Source organism: Achromobacter mucicolens (genome assembly GCF_029866465.1).
Lineage (GTDB): Bacteria > Pseudomonadota > Gammaproteobacteria > Burkholderiales > Burkholderiaceae_B > Achromobacter > Achromobacter mucicolens.
Window position 1 is genome coordinate 1143965 of the sequence record NZ_CP123364.1, and the last position, 19979, is coordinate 1163943.

The window sequence follows — 19979 nt, forward strand, 5'->3', positions numbered from 1 at the left end:
AGGATCACTGCATGAAAGCCGTTCTTTCGACCCTGCTGGTTTCGTTGGCAATTTGTCTTGGCCTGATGCCGAGCGCCCAGGCGCAAGTCACGGAGGCTACCGTGACGGCCGATGGCCAGGGCATGAGCCGCGAAGAGGCCATTCAGGCCGCGCTGGTCAGCGCGGCCGGGCAGGCGTTTGGCGTGCGCCTGTCGGCGCAGTTCGTGACGCAGAACGTGTCTGTCGATGCGTCCGTGGACAATCAGGATCATTCCACGGTCGTCAGCGCCATGAACAAGAACATTCGCCAGACGCTCAATACGCCGCAAAATGCGCCGATACTCGGTTACGACGTCAACAACGTGGCTGAGTTTCCGGGCCGCGGCTGGGAAGCCACCGTCACGCTGCGCTACGCCAAGTACGAACGTCTGGGCGCGGACAGCAACCGCCGTAGCGTGGTCGTGGTCAGCAACAGCAGGCAGTTTCGTCCTCAGTTGATCCAGACCGTCGGCGAATCGCTGGTGGGCACGCGGCGCTTCGATGTGCTGAATCGGGAAAACGACAGGCTCTTCCAGGATGAGAAGGAGTTCATCCTGGGCGACGCGGCGGCCAATCCCGAGGTCGCCCGCCTGTCGCAGGCCAGTGGCGCCGATTATCTCGTGGTGGCCCAGTTGCAGAGTCTTGGCGTCAGCAACAACCAGCGCGAAACCATTGCCATGACGGGCGAAGTCCTGGTCAACAGCAGCGCCAGCGGCACGCTGCAATTGCAAGTGATCGAGTTCTCTTCCCGCAAGATCAAATGGTCGGGGTCGCAGAAGTTCGGCGGCAACTATGCGGGCGCCACCAGTGTGGGCGCCGATACCCTGAACAAGCTGATCGGCGGCGCCGCCGACAAGCTGGTTGCCCGCATGGTGGATGCGATCTATCCGATGCAGGTCATCAAGGTGATGGGCGATACGGCCATCATCAATCGCGGAGAAGGCGGCATCGCAGCGGGCGACACCTATGCGGTCTTCCTGGTGGGCGAAGAACTGCGCGATCCGCAGAGCGGGGAATCGCTGGGGGCGATGGAATCCGAAGTCGGGGTGGGGCGCGTCACGGAGGTCAAGCCCAAGTTCTCTTTCCTGAAGATGGCGTCGGGCACCCTGAGCGAAGGCGGCAGTTACATCGTGCGCAAGACCGACAAGAAGGTGCAGGCGCCGGCGGCTGCCAGGCCCGCCCCGAAGCGCGCATCGGCCGCTGCCGAGAAATCCCAGGCCCCGGATCGCGCGAACGTGTTTCTCAATAATTGAGGCGTATCGGCCAGCCAATCCGGAAAATGTTTCCGGATTGGCCTGGAAAACAGATTTCCATGTTGGGAAACAATCGGCCGCCGCCCGGGATCGTCTAGGAAACCGGGCCCATTCCGGCGAAATCCGCGGGTCGGCCGTGCCAAACGCGCGCTTGTGCGCGGGCAGATGCCCGCATACCATATGGCCACCACGCGCCTGCGCCATCCTGCATCCGTTCGTTTGGATAGAACGGTTCGCCGCGCTACCCCGCAAGTTTTCAACGACACAGTGCAGCAGTCGTCTCCAGAGATTGCCATGCTAAATGCGTCCGTCCGGCGCGATATTGCCGAACTGACCCCGCTATCGAATGATCTGAGCGTCCTGCCGCGGATGACGTTTCATGCCGCGTGGGCGGCCAGTCCCTTCGACGTCCTGGACATGAGACCGCTCTCGATCGCCGCGGCAGGCAGCGAACGGGACGTGTATCTGCACCCGGCCGACAGCTCGCTGCTCATCAAGATCATCAATGGCGCGCGCCGCAGCCAGCCGGACCGCAAGCGGGCCTGGTACAAGCGCTTTCAGCGGGATGACGCGCACCGGGTGTTCATCATGGAGACCGTCGAGTACATCGCCACGTCCGCTCGCCAAGGAGCGCATGTGAGCAATGTGCTCATGGCGCGCATCTTTGGTTTGGTGCTGACCTCGAAGGGGTTGGGGCTGGTGGTCGAGCGCATCGTCGACGCCCACGGTAACCTGGCGCCCACCCTGAAAGAGGTGGTGGCGCGGCACGGGTTTTCCCCAGAACTGCGGCATCGCGTGCATGACTTCATCATGGCGCTGATCGATGCGCACGTCATCTTCAACGACGTCAGCGCCAGCAATATCGTCGTAGGCTTCAATGCCGAAGGCCGGGAAGGCCTTTATCTGGTGGACGGCTACGGCTCCAAGCAGCTGATTCCCGTGTATTCGTGGAGCAAGGCGCTCAATGGCCGGCGCATCCTGCGCCGCTACGACACGATGACGAAAAAGCTGCTGGCCGCGAGCGCGCGGCGCCTTTAGGCGCTCAGCCCTTCAGTCTGTCCGGCACGTCGTCCATGTCGCTGCACACCGCCAGCACCTCGGCCGGCTTTCTGCTCAGCGACAGATACACATGCCCGATACTGCTGTCGAAGTATGCCGATTCCAGGCGGTTCAGCACGACGCTGTCGCCATTTTCAAACTGGATGCGGACCTTGCCCGACAGGACCACGACGAATTCCTGGCCGGGATGGCGAATGTAGTCCTCAAATTCCACCACTTTGCGCGAGTCGATCATGGCGACCATCGGCAGCATCTTCTTGCCGGGGTATTCGCCCATCAGCAGGCGGTAGTGATAGTTCTCGGTGATGTAGTCGCGGGCGTCGCTGAGCCGGTTCTTGACGAAGGTGGGGGCAACCGCGGCCTGCGCGGCGTCGCGCAGCATGAACATGCGGGTCATGTCGATGTCGAGCGCGCGGGCCAGGGCGGCGAATTTCTCGTAGCTGAGGGCGATCTGGCCGAGTTCAGCCTTCGATAGGGTCGATACCGCGATGCCGCTGGCCTTGGACAGCGCCTGCAAGGTCATTTTCCTGGCCTTGCGCTCGGCGCGCAGGCGGGCGCCCATTTCTTCCTTGCCCACGATCTCTGGCGGGGATGTGTTGCCGGTTGGGGCCATGTAGCGGTCTGGCTGATAGGGTTGAAGGCAGGGGCAGGGCCCGCAAGCCCCGCCGCGTGTAGCCGGATTGTAAGGGGTGGGCCGGATCAGGCGGGTGGTTGGGCGCCGGTGCGTTCGACGATCATCCGGTAATGCTCGGGCCGGCGGTGGGCGGCGAAATTGAAGATGTTGGCGCGGTAGTGATCCGACACCGACAGGTCGCAGACGAAATTGATGACCTCGTCGTCCTCGGAAAAGGTGCGCACCATGATTTCGCCGGTGGGCGCGACGATGCAGGACCCGCCGATCATGGGGTTGCCTTCCTCGACGCCGGCCTTGGCTGCCGCCGCCACCCAGCAGGCGTTCTGGTAGGCGCCGGCCTGCAGCGACAGCAGGTGATGGTGCATGCGCAGGTGGATCGGCTCGTTCCATTGCACGTAGCCCGACGGCGTGTTGTAGCCGGCCATGACGACCTCCACGCCCTGCAGGCCCATGACGCGAAACGTCTCGGGCCAGCGGCGGTCGTTGCAGATGCACATGCCGATGGCGGCGTCCGGGGTCTGCCACACGGGAAATCCCAGGTCGCCGACGGCGAAGTACTTCTTTTCCAGGTGCTGCAAGGGCGCGCCGTCGACAGTCTGCGCGTCGCCGGGGATGTGGATCTTGCGGTACTTGCCCACGATCTGCCCGTCGCGGCCCACCAGGATGCTGGTGTTGTACTGCGCGCCGTCCGCGAGCTCGGCGTAACCCAGGTAAAAACCGATGCCCTTGTCGCGCGCCGCGTCGAACAGGGGGCGGGTCAGCGGGCCCGGCATCTCGGTCTCGAAAAATTCCTGCACTTCGCGGGGTTCGTCCAGGGACCAGCGCGGAAAGAAGGTGGTCAGGGCCAGTTCCGGAAACGTCACCCAGGCGGCGCCGCGGCTGTGCGCGTCTTCCAGCAGGTCGATCAGACGGCGCACGACCTGAACGCGGGTGTCGCTGCGCTGCACAGGGCCCAGCTGCGCGACGGCAAGGTGGAGCTTGCGGGCGCTCATGCGCCGCTCCCGGCGGCGGTACGGGCCAGAACGCGGCCGGCGTGCTGGCCGGTGAAGGCCTGCTCCTCCCAGACGGGCGCGCCGTTGACGTAGACCGAATGGATGCCGGCCGCGCGTTCGGTGGGGCGTTCGAAGGTGGCGGCGTCCGCCACGGTGGCCGGGTCGAAGACGACGAGGTCGGCAAAGTAGCCGGGCTGCACCTGCCCGCGCTCGGCCAGCCCGAACTTGGCGGCGGTCAGGCCCGTCATCTTCCAGACGGCGGTTTCCAGCGGGAACAGCCCCAGGTCTCGCGAATAATGGCCCAGCACGCGCGGGAAGGTGCCCCACAGCCGGGGATGCGGGCGCTCGTCGTGGGGCAGGCCGTCCGAGCCGATCATGGTCGGGCCGAACTTGAGGATGCGCTGCACGTCGGGCTCGTCCATCATGAAATAGATGGCGCCGGCCGGTTGCAGGTCCGGGACGACGTCGTACTTGGACTTGCCGCGCTCGGCGGCCACTTCGTCCAGGTCGCGGCCGCTCAGCTCCGGATACGGCTTGCACCAGGTGATGATGGTGCGGCCGGCCAGCAGGACGCGGTCCTGCTTGAGCATCGTGGATCCGGCCACGTAGGGGTAGGCGTCCAGCGAGACATCCTGCTTGGCCATCGCGGCTTCGATCAGCGGCAGGGTTTCGGCGGACCGCCCGAAGTTGGGCTGGCCCATGACCTTGTGATGCGAGATCACGACGGGCACGTCCAGTTCGCGGCCGATGCGGAAGGTCTCTTCCAGCGCTTGCACGATGTGTTCGCCTTCGTCGCGCATGTGCGTGGCGTAGATGCCGCCGTGCGTGTTGAGCGGACGGCAGACCTCGATGATTTCCTCGGTGGTGGCCTGGGCCGCGGGCGGGTAGAACGTGCCGGTGGAGATGCCGATGGCGCCGCTGGACAGCGCGTCGTCGGCCAGCGATTGCATAGCCTGCACTTCGTCGGGCGTGGCGGCGCGCTGCAGGTCGGACATGACGGCCGCGCGCAGCGTCGAATGGCCGACCATGCAGGCGGCATTGACGGCGGCGGGCGTGGCGCGCAGCGCATCCAGGTAGTCGGAGAAACGTTCGAAGCGGTAGGAGCCGCCTTCGTCCAGCAGGTCCAGCGGCGCCGGCGGGCTGGCGTGGGCGTGGGCCAGCGGCGCCAGGCTGATGCCGCAGTTGCCGGTGACGACGGTGGTGACACCCTGCGAGATCTTGGGCGTCATGTCGCGGCGCTTGAGCAGGTAGTTGTCGTCGTGCGTGTGCGAGTCGATGAACCCGGGGGCCACCACCTTGCCCGATACGTCGATGCGGCGGCGCGCGGCGCTGCCACTGAGGTCGCCCACGGCGGCGATGCGGTCGCCGCGCACGCCCACGTCGGCGCGCTGGCCCGGGGCGTTGGTGCCGTCGATGACGGTACCGCCGGCGAGGATGTAGTCAAACGGGGTGGCGTCGGGCTGGGACATGCGGTTCTCCGGCAAGGTGGGATCGGGCAATGGGGGATCAGGCAAAGTGGCAGGCGACCTGCTGTTCGGCGGCGACCTGGCGCGGCTGGGGCGTTTCTTCGGCGCAGCGCGGCTGCGCCATGGGACAGCGGGTACGGAACGCGCATCCGGACGGGGGCGACAGCGGGCTGGGGATTTCGCCCTTCAGCACCTCGACGGGGTTGCGCTCCCCGTGGCGCGCGGACGGCACGGCCGCTAGCAGGGCCCGGGTGTAAGGGTGGGCCGGACGGTCGAAGATCGCATCGCGGGTGCCGATCTCCACGATCTTGCCCAAATACATCACGGCCACGCGGTGGCTGATGTGGCGCACGACGCTCAGGTCGTGCGAGATGAACACGTAGGTCAGCCCCAGGTCGCGCTGCAGGTCCATCAGCAGGTTGATGACTTGCGCCTGCACCGACACGTCAAGCGCCGACACGGGCTCGTCGCAGACGATGAGCCCCGGGTCCAGCGCCAGGGCGCGCGCGATCACGATGCGCTGGCGCTGGCCGCCCGAGAATTCGTGCGGATACTTGTCGGCGGCGTCGGGCCGCAGGCTGACGCGCGCCAGCAACTGCGACACGCGTTCGCGGATGGCCTCGCGGTCGTGGCCGAAGTTGCGCAGCGGCTCGCCGATGATGTCGCGCACGCGCATGCGCGGATTCATCGACGAAAACGGGTCCTGGAAGATGAACTGCATGCGGCGGCGCATGGCGCGCAGCTGGCTGCTGTTCATCTTGGCGAGGTCTTCGCCCTCCAGCAGGATGCGGCCTTCGGTGGGATCGGTCAGGCGGATCAGGCACTTGCCGGTGGTGGACTTACCGCAGCCGGACTCGCCGACCAGGCTGAGCGTCTGGCCGCGGGGCACCGACAGCGAGATGCCGTCGACCGCGCGCAGCACCTTGGCGCCGCGCCCGCTATCCACGGGAAAGTGCTTCTTCAGGCCGATGACTTCCAGCATGGGCACCGCGGTGGCGGCGGGCACGGAAGACGCGAGGGGAATGTCGTGCAGGTTCATGGCGGGTCTCATGCGTCTCAGGCGGTCAGGGCGGCGGGTGCCGGTGCGTCCTGGCGGGCCCAGCACCAGACGCGGTGGCGGGCGCCCGCGTCGGTGGCGCCGGGCGCTTCCTCGGTGCAGCGCGGCAGGGCCTCGGGGCAGCGCGCCGCAAAGGCGCAGCCGCGCGAGGCGGGTGTGCGCACCGGAACGATGCCGGGCAGCTCGGCCAGCCGCGCGGTGTGGTCCTGCCCGTCGACGAAGTCGGGCAGCGAACGGATCAGCGCCTGCGTGTACGGGTGCTGCGGACGGTCCAGCACGTCGTCCACGCTGCCTTCCTCGACCTTGCGGCCGGCGTACATGACGATCACGCGCTGGCACATCTGCGCGACCACGCCCAGGTCGTGCGTGATCAGCACGATGGCCGTGCCCAGGCGCGCCTGGATATCGCGCAACAGGTGCAGGATCTGCGCCTGGATGGTGACGTCCAGCGCCGTGGTCGGCTCGTCGGCGATCAGGACCTTGGGCTGACAGGCCAGCGCCATGGCGATCATGGCGCGCTGGCGCATGCCGCCCGAGAGCTGATAGGGGTACTCGCGCACGCGGCGCGCCGGGTCGGAGATCTGCACCAGGTCCAGCAGCGCCTCGGCCTGCGTCAGCGCCTCGCGCCGTGACAGGCCCTGGTGCAGCATGAGCGATTCGCTGATCTGCTTGCCCACCGTGATCACGGGATTCAAGGAGGTCATGGGCTCCTGGAAGATCATCGAGATCTTGTTGCCGCGAATGGCGCGCATCGATTTCTCGGGCAGGGCCAGGAGATCGCTGCCGTCGAACTCGATGCTGCCGCTGGCGACGCGGCCGGGGGCGCGCAGCAGCCGCATGATGGACAGCGACGTGACGCTCTTGCCGCAGCCCGATTCGCCAACCAGCCCCAGGGTTTCACCGGGCAGAAGGTCGAACGAGAGCTTGTCGACGGCCAGCACGGTCGTGTCGTCGCCGTCGAAACACGTGGTGAGGTCTTGCACGCGCAGGACGGGATGGGGTTGCATGTGCGCTCCTACAGCTTCTTGGCCAGGCGGGGATCGAGCATGTCGCGCAGCCCGTCGCCGACCAGATTGACGGCCAGGACGGCCACGCCCAGGAAGAGGCCCGGATACAGGATGATGTGGAACGCCACGGCCACGAAGTTGCGGCCTTCGGCCATGATGTTGCCCCAGCTCGGGATGTGCGGCGGAATGCCCACGCCCAGGAAGCTCAGCACGGCTTCGGTCAGGATGGCGGAGGCCGCGATGAACGTGGCCTGCACCATCAGCGGCGCAAACAGGTTGGGCAGGATGTGGCGCACCAGGATCGACGGCACCCGCGTGCCGACCGAGACGGCGGCCTCGATGTAGGGCTGCTCGCGGATGGTCAGGACCAGCGCGCGCACCAGGCGCACGACGCGCGGCACCTCGGGAATGACGATGGCGATGATGACGGTGCCCAGCCCGCCCTTCAGCGTGGCCATCAGCGCAATCGCCAGCAGCACGCCGGGGATGGCCATCAGGCCGTCCATGATGCGCATGATGACGGCGTCGATGCGGCGGAAGTAGCCGGCCATCATGCCCAGCACCACGCCGGCGGCGGTGGAGACGATGGCGACCACGATGCCGACCAGCAGCGAGATGCGGGCGCCCCAGACGGTGCGCGAATAGACGTCGCGGCCCAGCGCGTCGGTGCCGAACAAGTGCTCGGCCGAGGGCGGCTTCATGCGCGCCAGCGGATTGATTTCCTGCGGGTCGACGGTGGCCAGCCACGGCGCGGCCAGCGCGATGGCCGCGAGGATGATGAGGATCGCGCCGCCGGCGTACAGCATGGGATGGCGGCGCACCGACCGGAACGCGCGCCGCAGGCGCGGCCGCGTGGCGGGAAGGGGCAGGGTGGTCGTGTTCATGCGTGGCCTCTTCTCAATAGCGGATGCGGGGATCGAAGAGCCGGTAGCTCAGGTCGACCAGCAGGTTGATCAGCACGTAGATGCCCGAGGCCACCAGCAGCACGCCCTGGATGACCGGATAGTCGTGGCGCAGCACGGCGTCGATGGTCAGGCGGCCCAGGCCGGGGATCGCAAACACCGTCTCGGTCACGACGACGCCGCCGATCAGCAGCGCCACGCCGACGCCGATGGTCGTGACAATGGGATTGGCGGCGTTCTTGAGCGCATGCCAGACGATGGGACCGGACGACAGGCCCTTGGCGCGCGCGGTGCGGATGTAGTCTTCGGACAGGGCCTCCAGCATGGTGGCGCGCGTCATGCGGGTCAGCAGCGCCATGTACACCAGGCCCAGCGACAGACAGGGCAGCACCAGGTGGCGCAAGTAAGGCACGAGGCCATCGGCCAGGGGTTTGTAGCCCTGCACCGGCAGCCAGCCCAGCTTGATGGAAAAGCCGTATACCAGGCTGTAGCCGATCAGGAACACGGGCACTGAGAACGCGCACACCGCGCCCACCATCACCAGCCTGTCCAGCCACTTGCCGGCGTTCCATGCAGCCAGCACGCCCAGGGGAATTGCCGCCAGCACGGCGAACAGCATCGTGAAGAGCGCGATCGAGATCGTCGGGCCCATGCGCTGGGCGATGAGCTGCGAGACGGGCATCTGCGTGGAGATCGACGTGCCCAGGTCGCCCGTGGCGATGTGGCTGACCCAGATGACGAACTGCTGCAACAGCGGCTTGTCCAGGCCCAGGTTCTGGCGGATTTTCTCGACGTCGTCGGCGGTTGCGTTGTCGCCCGCGATCACCGCCGCGGGATCGCCCGGCGACAGGTGTATCAGCAGGAACACCACAACCGCCACGACGGCCATGACGGGTATGACGGCCGCGATGCGGCGCAGGATGAATTTCACGCTGGATTCCCCCCGGCTTGCGGCCGGGCGCGCGCGGCGCCCGGCGTCGGCCTTACGGTTTTTCGATGTTCCACATCACCGGGATGCCGGACTTGACCAGCTCGGTGTGCTTGAGGCCGCGCACGGCAAAGACGGGCTTGAACTCGCCCCACATCACGTAAGGCACCGTCTGGTAGGCGCGCGCCTGGATCTGCGCGGCGATGTCCTTGCGCTTGGCGGCGTCCGTTTCGCGGATCCAGCTGGTGCGCAGGGTGTCCAGTTCCTTGTCGCAGGGCCAGCCCGGCAGGCTGTTGCCGCAGGCGGCGGACAGCCACGGGTTGGTCACCGGCGTGCTGGCGTCGAAGTAACCGCCCCAGGTCAGGAAGATGTTCCAGCCGCCTTGCGCGGGCGGATCCTTCTTCAGGCGGCGTCCGGCCAGCGAGGCCCAGTCCATGGACTGCAGGTCCACGTTCACGCCCGCCTTCTTCATGTTCTGCGCCAGCACCATCACGGCGGGGGCGCTCAGGTGATCGGTGGGGTACAGCAGCACGACCTTCTCGCCCTTGTAGCCCGATTCCTGCAGCAGTTGCTTGGCGCGGGCCACGTCCGGTTTGGCGTAGGGCGCGGCGCCCGCGTCCGTGGCCAGGGGCGAACCGCAGATGTACATGGTGGGGCAGTAGTCGACGCGGTACTTGTCCGGGTAGCCCATCGCGGTCAGCATTTCCTTCTGGCTGACCAGGTGATACAGCGCCTGGCGCGCCAGCGGGTTGTTGAACGGCGGATGCAGCGAGTTCAGGATCACCATGCCTTGCGAGGCAACCGACGTGCTCAGCGTGATGTCGGGATTGGTTTCGAGCACCGGCAGGAAGTCGGGCGTGACCTGTTCGATCATGTCGACCTCGCCGTTCATCAGTGCGGCCGTGGACGTGTTGCCGTCGGGGATGTAGACCCACTCCACGCGGTCCACCTTCACGTTCTTGCCGCCCGCCAGGCCGTCCGGCGCTTCGGACCGCGGCACGTAGGCCGGGTTCTTCACGTAGACCACCTTGTTGCCGGGTACCCATTCATCCCGCTTGAACAGGAACGGACCCGACCCGACCATCTCGGTCACCTGGGTGTTCGGATCGGTGGCGGCCAGCCGCTTGGGCATGATGAAGGGCGGCATGCCGGAGGGTTTGGACAGCGCATCCAGCACCAGGCCGAAGGGCTCTTTCAGGGTCAGCGTGAACGTGTTCTCGTTGGTGGCCGCCAGTTCCGCGCCCGCCGCCATCATGGCCTGGCCCAACGTGTCCTTCTTGGCCCAGCGCTGGATCGAGGCAATGCAGTCCTCGGCCGTCACCGGCGTGCCGTCGTTGAACTTCAGGCCGGGGCGCAGCGTGAACGTCCAGGTCTTGCCGTCCTCGGACTTGGTCCAGGTGTCCACCATCTGCGGCTTGACCTGGCCTTGGCTGTCCTGGGCGAACAGGGTATCGAACACCATGTAGCCGTGGTTGCGCGTGATGTAGGCGGTGTTAAAGAGCGGATCCAGCGTCTTCAAGTCCGCATGCGGCACGAGGCGCAGGGTTTTGGTCTGGGCGAGCGCGCCGGTTGCGGCGCTCATGGCCAGGAGCGCGGCGGCTCCCAGCAGGCTGAAACGTCTGATCATGGATTTCCCCTTGTTGATTCTGGTCTGCCCATCACGGGCGGCTTGGGTGGTTGGTCCTGGGCCTCGGGTCTTACTGCTTGAACGGCCACTTGGGCAGCTGGCGCTTGACGAACGGCAGCGTGTTGAGGTCATTCGTGATGGCGCCGGGCGTCTCGACGTAGATGACGTGGCGGCCCACCTTGGAGTACGAGGCGTAGAAATGCTGCGAGGACTTCACGATGATGAGTTTCATCGCGGCCAGGTCCACGCCGAATTGGGTAAAGAGGTCGGTGCCCATCGCCTGGGTGCGCGAGGTGGTCATCACAAGCGTCACGCCGCGGGTGCGCACGACGGCAACGTCGCCCAGCAGCGCGGGCGTGCCGGCCAGGCCGGTCATGACGGCGTCGCGCTTGAGCGCCAGGATCTCGCAGTCCAGGTCCAGCGGCTGGCCGGACACCGGCGCCACCTTGCCGCCCACGCGCAGCTTGATCTGCGCGCCTTCACCGGCCTCAAAGCACAGCTGCACGGCAACCGGGTCCCAGAACGGGCCCGTGGCGACATCGGTGATGCCGCGCGCCAGCACGCGTTCCAGAATGAACGTGGCATCGCTGGGCGCGCCGCCGCCCGCGTTGTCGGCCGAATCGGCCAGCACCACGGGAAATTCGGTGTGCGCCAGCGCCTGGTCCAGCGCTTCGTCGGCGCCGGGGTAGGGCGGCGCAAGCTGGTCTCGGAACCCGATGATCTCTTCGCCCAGCGTGCGCGCCAGCGCCTCGGCCTGCGCGGGGTTGCCGGCGGTATAGACCAGCACCTTCGAGCCCATGTCCGGCGTGTCGCCCCACGGAAAGCCGTGGGCGATGGACACGGACAGCACGCCTTCCTTGCCCTCCATGGCCAGCAGGCGGTCCACGAAGCTGCGCATCGGCTCGCGGCTGGTGTGCATGATGGAAATCATCTCGCAGTCGAAGACCGCACGCGCGGGCTTGATGCGGCCCTCGGCGCGCGCCACGCACAGGTCGACCAGGTCGAAGGCGCGCTCCAGGATGTCGGTGTGGGGGTATTCCTTGAAACAGACCAGGAAGTCGGCGCTCTGGACCATCGTGTCCGTCAGGTGGCAGTGCGGGTCGAGCTCCGCGCCGATCACGGTATCGGGGCCCACGATCTCGCGCGCGCGGCGCAGCAGGTCGCCTTCGCAGTCGTCATAGCCGTCGGCGACCATCGCGCCGTGCAGGCCAAAGAGGGCGATATCGACCTTGCCCGCGCGGCGCAGATCGTCCAGCAGCTCGTCGCGCAGCGTCTCGTAGGCTTGTCGGGTCGTGATGCCGGCCGGCGTCGCGCCGGCCGTCAGCCCTTCGATGAGCGTCCAGTCCTTGCCCGCGGCGCGCTGGCGCGCCGCCCACAGCGGTCCCGAGAACATCTGCATGCGGTCCGGATGCTGGCCGGCCGGAAAGTAGCCGCGCGCCCGGTAGGAGGCCAGGCCCGTCGGAATGGGAGAAAAGGTGTTGGTCTCGGTCGCCAGGGACCCGGAAAAGATCTTCATGAATGACGCTCCGCGCAAAAAGTGGGGCTTTAGGGCGCGGGCATCGGGGCGCGCGCTTGGGGGTGTCGCCCCGCCAGGCGCTGCGCCTGGCGGTGTCATGCAATCGAACGGGACAGCGTTCAGGCGGCAGGCGTCGTGGACTGGGCATCGCCCAGCCACGCCTGCACTTCGATCTCGACGTCCACGTCCATGGCCAGCTTGGCCTCGACGGTGGAGCGCGAGGGGAAATCGGAAGAGAAATGGCTGCGATAGGCCTCGTTGAACTGCGCGAAATGCGCCAGGTCGGTCAGCCACACGGTCACGCGCACGACGTCCTTCAGGCTTGCGCCGGCCAGGGCCAGGGTTTCCTTGATGCGGTCGATGGCGGCATGCGTCTGGGTGGCGACGTCGCCGCGCACCACCTGGCCGGCGGCATCCATCGGGATCTGGCCGGACAGGAACAGGAAGCCGCCCGCCTGGGTGGCGCGCGAGAAAGGCAGGGGCAGGGTGCTGGGGTAGCGGGTAATGGCGGTCATTTGGGCAATCTCGGTGTCGTAGGCAATAAGGTCAGCGCAGGCGCTCGGGCCGCACGGCGTCGGCATTGACGCCGTGCGCCTGCAGGTGATCGGGAATGGGCTGGTGCGTCAGCAATGCGGCCGCCAGCTCGGACGTGGCCGCCGCGGTCTGGATGCCGTAGCCGCCTTGCGCCGCCAGCCAGAAGAACGCCGGCGTGGCCGCGTCCCAGCCCACCACGAAGTCACCGTCGCGCACGAACGAGCGCAGGCCGGCCCAGGTGTGTTTCGGGCGGCGGATGGTCAGCGACGTGGCGGTTTCGATGCGGTAGATGCCGGTGGCGACATCCAGTTCCTCGGGCACCACGTCGTGCGCATCGACCGGATCGGCATTGGCGGGCGAGCCCAGCAACTGCCCCGCGTCGGGCTTGAAGTAGTAGCTTTCGTCCACGCCCACTACCGCGGGCCAGTGCGAGAAATCGACGTCTTCCGGGCCACTGAAGGTGAACGCGGTGCGGCGGCACGGCTGCAGGCCAACGGGGGCGGCGCCGCACAAGCCGGCCGTGTGGTCGGCCCAGGCGCCCGCGGCGTTGACGACGGCCCGCGCGCGGATCTGCCGGCCATCGGCCAGGGTCAGCGTCCAGACATCGTTCTCGAAAGCGGCGCCCGCCAGTTCGGCGTTGTTGTGCAGCACGGCGCCCTGGCGGCTCATCCCGCGCAGGAAACCCTGGTGCAGCGCATGCACGTCGATGTCGCGCGCATCCGGTTCCTCGATCGCGCCGCACAGCTGGTCTTCGCGCAGGCAGGGCACGCGCTTGACGGCCTGGCTGGCGTCGATGAGGGTGACGTTTGGCGACTGGCGGTGGAAGTCTTCGAAGGCGTCCTGCAGCAGATCCTTCTGATCCGGCGTCCCGATGTACAGCACGCCGCGAGGGCTGAGCAGCGGATGTTCGCAGAAGCCTTCCGGCGGATGCTCGTAGAACGCGCGGCTGGCGCGCGTAAGCGCCTTGATCTGCGTGGTGCCGTAGGTCTCCATGAACATGGCCGCCGAACGGCCGGTGGAGTGATAACCGGGTTGGGACTCTCGTTCCAGCACCACCACGGACGCCGAGGCGCTCAGGCGGTAGGCCACGGAGGCGCCGGCGATGCCCGCGCCGATCACGGCAAAATCGTATAGGGTTTCAGCAATCATTTTGTCGGAAGCGAGAATTCTCTTATTTGATAATTCTCGAATACGATAGTTTTTTGACGCGGCGGGGGTAATAGGGGAAAGCCCGCATCGGGGCAAAAAGCACGCAATGGGGCGCGGACGCGCGAATCGGGGACGCCGCGCGATGCGGGCGGTTGCTTCAGCCCAGCTTGCCCAGCAAGCCAATCAGCTTGCGACGCTCTGCCGCGCCCAGCTTGGCGCTGATGCGCGCGTCGTGCGCCTGCACGGCTTCGGTGATGGCGGCCAGCGCATCGTGGCCGGTCTGCGTCATGGCCAGCGCGTACGCGCGCCGGTCGTGCTCGGCCTCCTGGCGTTCCACGTAGCCCAGGTCCTGCAGCTGGTTCACGATCTGCACCGCGCCCGACCGCGCAATGCCCAGGATGCGGGCCAGGTCGGTGAGCTTGAGGTTTTCGTTCGCGGCGATCAGCGTCAGCGCCGAGTACCGCTGCGGCGTGATGTCCCACGGCGCCAGCGCGGCCAGGAAGTCCTCGTAGATCAGGATCTGCGCGCGCCGGATCGCGTAGCCGACCAGGTCGTCCAGCGCGCCGTACTGAACGCCCGGCACGTGCGGATCGAAGTGTTCGCCACGGGCCGCGGGGCGGCGAGGGCGTTGGACGGATGCTCTGGACATGGGGGCGGATCGCGGACGGGGCCTCAACACTAATGCAGGCATTGTCGCCGCGCCACCGGATTGCGGGAAATCCCTCGTGCGGAAGGCGGGGCGATTTTGTTATGTTGCATAACAAATAAGACCAGGAGTGGACATGCAAATCGTCATTGCCGGCGCGGGTATCGGCGGGCTGACTCTCGCGCTGATGCTGCACCGCCGCGGCATCGGCTGCCGCATCTATGAAAGCGCGCAGGAACTGCGCCCGCTCGGCGTCGGCATCAACCTGCTGCCCCACGCCGTCAGCGAGATCGAACGGCTGGGCCTGATGCCCGCGCTGGCCGAACGCGCCATCGAGACCTCGCAGCTGCACTACTACAACAAGCTGGGCCAGCCGATCTGGCGCGAGCCGCGCGGCCGCGAGGCCGGCTATCCGCTGCCGCAGTTCTCGGTGCATCGCGGCGAGTTCCAGATGCTGCTTGCGCAGGCCGTGCGCGAGCGCCTGGGCCCGGATGCCATCGTCCCCGGCATGGTGCTGGAGTCCGCCACCCAGGACGCGGACGGCGTGCAGGCGCAGTTCCGCAGCCGCGCGGACAACACGCTGCATTCCGTGCAGGGCGACATCCTGGTGGGCGCCGACGGCATTCATTCCGCGCTGCGGCGCCAGCTGCATCCCGTGGGAGACGAACCCCGGTTCTCCGGCCGCATGCTGTGGCGCGCGGTGACCGAGGCGCCGCCGTATCTGGACGGGCGCAGCATGTTCATGGCGGGGCACCAGGATCAGAAGTTCGTCTGCTACCCGATTTCGGAACCGCTGCGCCGGCAAGGCCGCTCGCTCATCAACTGGATCGCCGAGCTGTCCATTCCGGGCGCGGAACTGCCCGCCACCGACTGGAATCGCAAGGTCGACAAGTCCGTCTTCGCGGACCGCTTTGCCGACTGGCGCTGGGACTGGATCGACATCCCGGCCATCATCGACGGCGCCGAGGCGATCTACGAATTTCCGCTGGTCGATCGCGACCCCTTGCCGCGCTGGACGCGCGGGCGCTTCACGCTGCTGGGCGACGCCGCGCATCCGATGTACCCGATCGGCTCCAACGGATCGGCGCAGGCCATCCTGGACGCGCGCTGCCTGGCCGACTGGCTGGATCAGGCCGTGCGCGGCAAGGCGCGCTCGGCCGAGGTCGCGCTGCTGGAGTACGAAGCCGAACGCCTGCCGCGCACCGCGGGCATCGTGCTGCGCAACCGCCTGAACGGCCCCGAGCAGGTGATGCAGATGGCCGAAGAACGCGCGCCCGCGGGGTTCGCGAACATCAACGACGTGATTTCGGGCGAGGAGCTGGCGGCGGTGTCGCTGCGCTACAAGCAGCTAGCGGGCTTTGACCCGGCGGCGCTGCGCCTTGCCCGCGGAGAGAAACCATGAGCGGCGCCGATGCCATGAACGACACGCAGGCCCCCCGGCTTGAACACGTGGCCACCGTCGTGGTCGACGTGGGCGCGCCGCAGGAAGTGGGCGATACGCCGCAGGGGCGCCGCCGCGTGATCCCCATCACCGGCGGCACGGTCCAGGGACCGCGTCTGTCGGGCAAGGTGCTGCCCGGCGGCGCGGACTTCCAGATCATCCGGTCGGCCACCTTCACGGACATCCACGCGCGCTACGTCATCGAAACGCCCTCGGGCGAACGCGTGTATGTCGAAAACACCGGCATCCGCACGGGCAGCGCCGAGGACATTGCGCGGCTGGCGCGCGGCGAAGCCGTCGATCCGGCGCGCATCTACTTTCGCAGCTATCCCCGTTTCGAGACGTCCTCGCCCACGCTGGGCTGGATGAACGAAAGCCTTTTCATCGGCACCGGCGCGCGCTATCCCGATCGCGTCGAGCTGCGCTTCTATCGCATTTGCTGACCCCGCGGCAGCCGCCGCGGCATTAAAAAAACCAGGAGACAACCATGCAAACGATGCTGCGCCGCCTGCTGGGCGGCTTACTGCTGTGCGTGCCGCTTGCGGCCGCCGCGCAATTTCCCAATGGGCCGGTGCGCCTGAACGTGGGCTTTCCGCCCGGCACCGGGCCCGATATCGTGGCGCGCACCCTGTCCCAGCACATGGGGCCGCTGCTGGGCGAAAGCGTGGTGGTGGAAAACAAGGTGGGCGCGGGCGGGCAGATCGCCGCGCAGACCGTCGCGCGCAGTCCGGCCGACGGCCAGACGCTGCTGCTGGGCGAGGTCGGGTCGATCAGCATTTCGCCCGCCACGTACCGCAACCTGAATTACGATCCGCCGCGCGATTTCGCCCCGATTTCCGAGGTGGTGCGCGCCGACTTCGTGCTGGTCGTGCCGGCCACGTCGCCCTACAAGGACCTGGCGGCATTCATCGACGCCGCGAAAAAGGCGCCGGACCGCCTGAACTTCGCCACCTTCGGCGCGGGCACGCCGGGCCATTTCGGCGCCGAGCTCTTTGCGCGCGAGGCCGGCCTGAAGATCGAAGCCATCCACTACCGTTCGACCGGTGACGCCGTCTCCGGGCTGGTGTCCGGCGGCGTGCAGGCGGCGTTCGTGACGACCGCGCTGGCCGCGCCCCAGGTGCAGGGCGGCAAGCTGCGCGCGCTGGCCACCACGGGCGCGCAACGCACCCAGGCCCTGGCCGATGTGCCGACTTTTGCCGAGCGCGGCTTGCCAGCGGTCAACTTCGGCGCCTGGTTCGCGCTATTCGCCCCGGCCGGCACGCCCGACGCCGTGCTGACCCGCCTGCAGGCCGACAGCGCGGCCGCGCTGCGCCAGCCCGCCGCCGTGAAGACGCTGGGCGAGGCCGGCTTCGTCGTCGTGGGTTCGGACCGCCAGGCCCTGCAGGCGCTGCTGACCGCCGAATCCAAGCGCTGGACCGAGGTGGTGAAGGCGACCGGGTTCCGCGCCGACTGAATTGACCGCCCCAGCGCACCGATTTCACCCGTTTGATCTCACCGGTGGAACAGTTTGTTCCAGCCGAAGTGCGGTTGAACGGGTATTCGCGTCATGGTCCAGCCGGTAGAATGCCTCCCATCGTCATCTCTATCTACTGGTCGAAAGGTCAAAACATGAACAACGCATATCTCGAAGCGCTCAAGCAGCGCCGCACGCAGTATTCGCTGGGCCGCAACCTGTCGGCCTCCAAGGAAGAACTGACCACGCTGATCCAGGAAGCGATCAAGCACAGCCCGTCGTCCTTCAACTCGCAAAGCTCGCGCGCCGTGATCCTGTTTGGCGCCGAAAGCGAAAAGCTCTGGAACCTGACCACGGAAGAAGTGCGCAAGGTTGCGCCGGCCGAAGGTTTCGACAAGACCGAAGCCAAGCTCAAGAGCTTTGCCGCCGGCGTGGGCACGATCCTGTTCTTCGAAGACCAGGACGTGGTGCGCAGCCTGCAGGAAAAGTTTGCGCTGTACGCCGACAACTTCCCCGTGTGGTCCGAGCAGTCGGGCGGCATGGCCCAGCTTTCCGTCTGGACCGCGCTGGCCAACGCCGGCGTCGGCGCCAGCCTGCAGCACTACAACCCGCTGATCGACGCCGCCGTGGCGCGTGAGTGGAACGTCCCCGCCTACTGGAAGCTGCGCGCGCAGATGCCGTTCGGCTCGAACGAAGCCGGTTTCGGCGACAAGCCGTTCATGGACGACGCCGAACGCTTCCGCGTGTTTGGCTGATCGCCTCGGGCGCGCCGCGCGCGCCCGGCAGGACCGCGGTCTTCAGGCCCGCATTGCTCGACAGAGCCATGCGGGCTTTGTCATTTTCGGGCGGCTTATGGCGCTATAGTCGACTGAGCCCTGTCAACCCGAAAGGAGACGTCATGCAGACCAATGAGATCCATCGCGGCCGCCTGATCGATCACATCCAGCTTGTCGTGCGGGACCTGCCCGCCAGCCAGCGCTTTTACCAGGCAGTGTTCGACGCCCTGGAGGTGCCCATGGGCGGCACGGCCGCCGACTACTTCTGGGCGGACGAACTGTTCGTGTCGACGGCCGACAGCCAGGCCGCGCTGGGCCAGTTGACGGGTCGCCACCATCTTGCGTTCCAGGCGCGCGACCAGGCGATGGTCGACGCGTTCTACAAGGCGGCGCTGGCCCACGGCGGCCAGGACAACGGCGCGCCGGGATTTCGCGATTACCACCCCGGCTACTACGGCGCATTCGTGCTGGATCCGGACGGCAACAACATCGAAGCCGTGTTCCACGGCGAAGCCCGGCGCAGCGCGCCGTCCGTCACGGTGACGTTCTGAACGGAGCGCGTCCGTGCAACTGCGCCATCTCCGGTATTTCGTGAAGATCGTCGAAGCGGGCAGTTTCTCCCGTGCGGCGGCGCTCATTCCGGTGGCGCAGCCGGCGCTCAGCCAGCAGATCGCGGCGCTCGAAGAAGAGCTGGGCGTGACGCTATTGCACCGCAGTGCGCGGGGCGCGCGTCCCACGGCCGCCGGCGCCGCGCTGTACACGGAAGCCGCGTCCATCCTGAGCCGCATGGAGCGCATCCCGCAGATCGTGCGCTCGCTGGGCGGCGACATCCAGGGCGTCGTGCGGATCGGCATGTCGTCCACGCTGGCGTCGTTTTTGGCGGGCGAACTGATGGAAAAGTGCCGGGCATCGCTGCCCAAGATCAGCCTGCGCTTCAGCAGCGACGCAAGCGGCCAGCTGGGCGCCCGCATCCGCGACAGCTCGCTCGACCTGGCGCTGGTGTTCGAGGACGAGCCCACCACCGGCTTTGCGCGCCAGCCGCTCTTCCGGCAACGGCTGTTCGTGGTCAGCCCGCGCAAGCCGGGGCGCCGGCCTTGCGCCATGCGCTTTGAGCAGCTGGCCGGCATGCCGCTCATCCTGCCCGCCCATCCCAACATGACGCGCAACCTGCTGGACCGGCTGTTTTCCGAAGCCGGCATCGTGCCGCAGGTGGTCGCGGAAACCGAGGTCTTCTCGGGCATGCTGTCGGCAGTGCAGGCGGGCATCGGCCACACCATCCTGCCGCTGGGCGACTTCTCGCGCGCGCCCGGGCATGCCCAGGTGTCGGCGGCGATGATCGAGCCGCCCGTCTATCTGACCGCGGCGGTCATCGCCTCCAGCGACGTGCCGCTGGCGCCGCCGGCCGAGGCGGTGCGCACGCTGCTCAGCGAATTCGTCATGCGCCACGTCGCGGATAACGGACTGGCCGGCGCGGAACCGCTGGCGTCCTGACGCGCCGCCAACAGGCCAGGCAGCCATATC

Annotated in this window: 20 protein-coding genes; 8 read left to right on the forward strand and 12 right to left on the reverse strand. The window is 67.2% G+C overall.

The genetic code is table 11. From position 1 onward, the window contains the following. Positions 1-11: 11 nt before the first annotated feature. Positions 12-1271 carry a hypothetical protein gene (locus QEP15_RS05180; RefSeq protein ID WP_280148535.1) on the forward strand — a complete coding sequence of 420 codons (1260 nt, stop codon included), beginning with the start codon at positions 12-14 and terminating at the stop codon, positions 1269-1271. A gap of 294 nt (positions 1272-1565) precedes the next feature. Then, on the forward strand, positions 1566-2309 hold the full coding sequence (locus QEP15_RS05185; protein WP_227741363.1) for a YrbL family protein: 744 nt from the start codon (positions 1566-1568) through the stop codon (positions 2307-2309). Positions 2310-2313: 4 nt separating this feature from the next. Here the strand turns inward: QEP15_RS05185 and QEP15_RS05190 are convergent, their stop codons facing one another. From QEP15_RS05190 to QEP15_RS05245, 12 genes are all read right to left on the reverse strand, one after another. After that, the gene (locus QEP15_RS05190; protein ID WP_056321556.1) at positions 2314-2943 is read right to left on the reverse strand and encodes a helix-turn-helix domain-containing protein; all 630 of its coding nucleotides are present in this window, start codon (positions 2941-2943) and stop codon (positions 2314-2316) included. Positions 2944-3029: 86 nt separating this feature from the next. Continuing rightward, entirely contained in the window at positions 3030-3956 is a 927-nt protein-coding gene (locus QEP15_RS05195) for an N-carbamoyl-D-amino-acid hydrolase (RefSeq protein ID WP_152383623.1), read from the reverse strand. Next, positions 3953-5425, reverse strand: coding sequence for an N-acyl-D-amino-acid deacylase family protein (locus QEP15_RS05200; RefSeq protein ID WP_280148536.1), 1473 nt, complete (start codon positions 5423-5425; stop codon positions 3953-3955). Before QEP15_RS05200 ends, QEP15_RS05195 begins: the two co-directional genes overlap by 4 nt. Before the next feature lie 37 nt (positions 5426-5462). Next, entirely contained in the window at positions 5463-6461 is a 999-nt protein-coding gene (locus QEP15_RS05205) for an ABC transporter ATP-binding protein (protein WP_056321564.1), read from the reverse strand. 17 nt (positions 6462-6478) lie between these two features. Continuing rightward, positions 6479-7486, reverse strand: coding sequence for an ABC transporter ATP-binding protein (locus QEP15_RS05210; RefSeq protein ID WP_152383625.1), 1008 nt, complete (start codon positions 7484-7486; stop codon positions 6479-6481). Between the two features lie 8 nt (positions 7487-7494). Further along, positions 7495-8370, reverse strand: coding sequence for an ABC transporter permease (locus QEP15_RS05215; protein WP_152383626.1), 876 nt, complete (start codon positions 8368-8370; stop codon positions 7495-7497). 13 nt (positions 8371-8383) lie between these two features. Continuing rightward, entirely contained in the window at positions 8384-9319 is a 936-nt protein-coding gene (locus QEP15_RS05220) for an ABC transporter permease (RefSeq protein ID WP_175156782.1), read from the reverse strand. 52 nt (positions 9320-9371) lie between these two features. Next, positions 9372-10943: an ABC transporter substrate-binding protein gene (locus tag QEP15_RS05225; RefSeq protein ID WP_152383628.1), complete on the reverse strand. Its 1572-nt coding sequence runs from the start codon at positions 10941-10943 to the stop codon at positions 9372-9374. Positions 10944-11013: 70 nt separating this feature from the next. Continuing rightward, positions 11014-12459 (reverse strand): M81 family metallopeptidase, encoded by a 1446-nt coding sequence (locus QEP15_RS05230; RefSeq protein ID WP_280148537.1) that lies wholly within the window; start codon positions 12457-12459, stop codon positions 11014-11016. A gap of 119 nt (positions 12460-12578) precedes the next feature. After that, the gene (locus tag QEP15_RS05235) at positions 12579-12974 is read right to left on the reverse strand and encodes a RidA family protein (RefSeq protein ID WP_152383630.1); all 396 of its coding nucleotides are present in this window, start codon (positions 12972-12974) and stop codon (positions 12579-12581) included. Between the two features lie 31 nt (positions 12975-13005). Further along, positions 13006-14142, reverse strand: coding sequence for an NAD(P)/FAD-dependent oxidoreductase (locus tag QEP15_RS05240; RefSeq protein ID WP_152383631.1), 1137 nt, complete (start codon positions 14140-14142; stop codon positions 13006-13008). 157 nt (positions 14143-14299) lie between these two features. After that, positions 14300-14791, reverse strand: a complete 492-nt coding sequence (locus tag QEP15_RS05245; RefSeq protein ID WP_056321583.1) for a MarR family winged helix-turn-helix transcriptional regulator — start codon at positions 14789-14791, stop codon at positions 14300-14302. Positions 14792-14924: 133 nt separating this feature from the next. Here QEP15_RS05245 and QEP15_RS05250 point away from each other — a divergent pair, with 133 nt between their 5' ends. The 6 genes from QEP15_RS05250 to QEP15_RS05275 all read left to right on the forward strand — a co-directional run bounded on the left by QEP15_RS05250 (position 14925) and on the right by QEP15_RS05275 (position 19949). After that, complete coding sequence (locus QEP15_RS05250) at positions 14925-16190, forward strand: flavin-dependent oxidoreductase (RefSeq protein ID WP_152383632.1); 1266 nt, start codon at positions 14925-14927, stop codon at positions 16188-16190. Further along, positions 16187-16672: a DUF3237 domain-containing protein gene (locus QEP15_RS05255; protein WP_142050473.1), complete on the forward strand. Its 486-nt coding sequence runs from the start codon at positions 16187-16189 to the stop codon at positions 16670-16672. The genes QEP15_RS05250 and QEP15_RS05255 overlap by 4 nt, the downstream gene beginning before the upstream one ends. A 44-nt stretch (positions 16673-16716) precedes the next feature. Continuing rightward, entirely contained in the window at positions 16717-17682 is a 966-nt protein-coding gene (locus QEP15_RS05260) for a Bug family tripartite tricarboxylate transporter substrate binding protein (protein WP_152383633.1), read from the forward strand. 155 nt (positions 17683-17837) lie between these two features. Then, on the forward strand, positions 17838-18437 hold the full coding sequence (locus QEP15_RS05265) for a nitroreductase family protein (RefSeq protein ID WP_280148538.1): 600 nt from the start codon (positions 17838-17840) through the stop codon (positions 18435-18437). Positions 18438-18580: 143 nt separating this feature from the next. After that, the gene (locus QEP15_RS05270) at positions 18581-19009 is read left to right on the forward strand and encodes a VOC family protein (RefSeq protein WP_152383634.1); all 429 of its coding nucleotides are present in this window, start codon (positions 18581-18583) and stop codon (positions 19007-19009) included. Between the two features lie 13 nt (positions 19010-19022). After that, positions 19023-19949, forward strand: coding sequence for a LysR substrate-binding domain-containing protein (locus QEP15_RS05275; protein WP_217617759.1), 927 nt, complete (start codon positions 19023-19025; stop codon positions 19947-19949). Positions 19950-19979 lie beyond the last annotated feature (30 nt).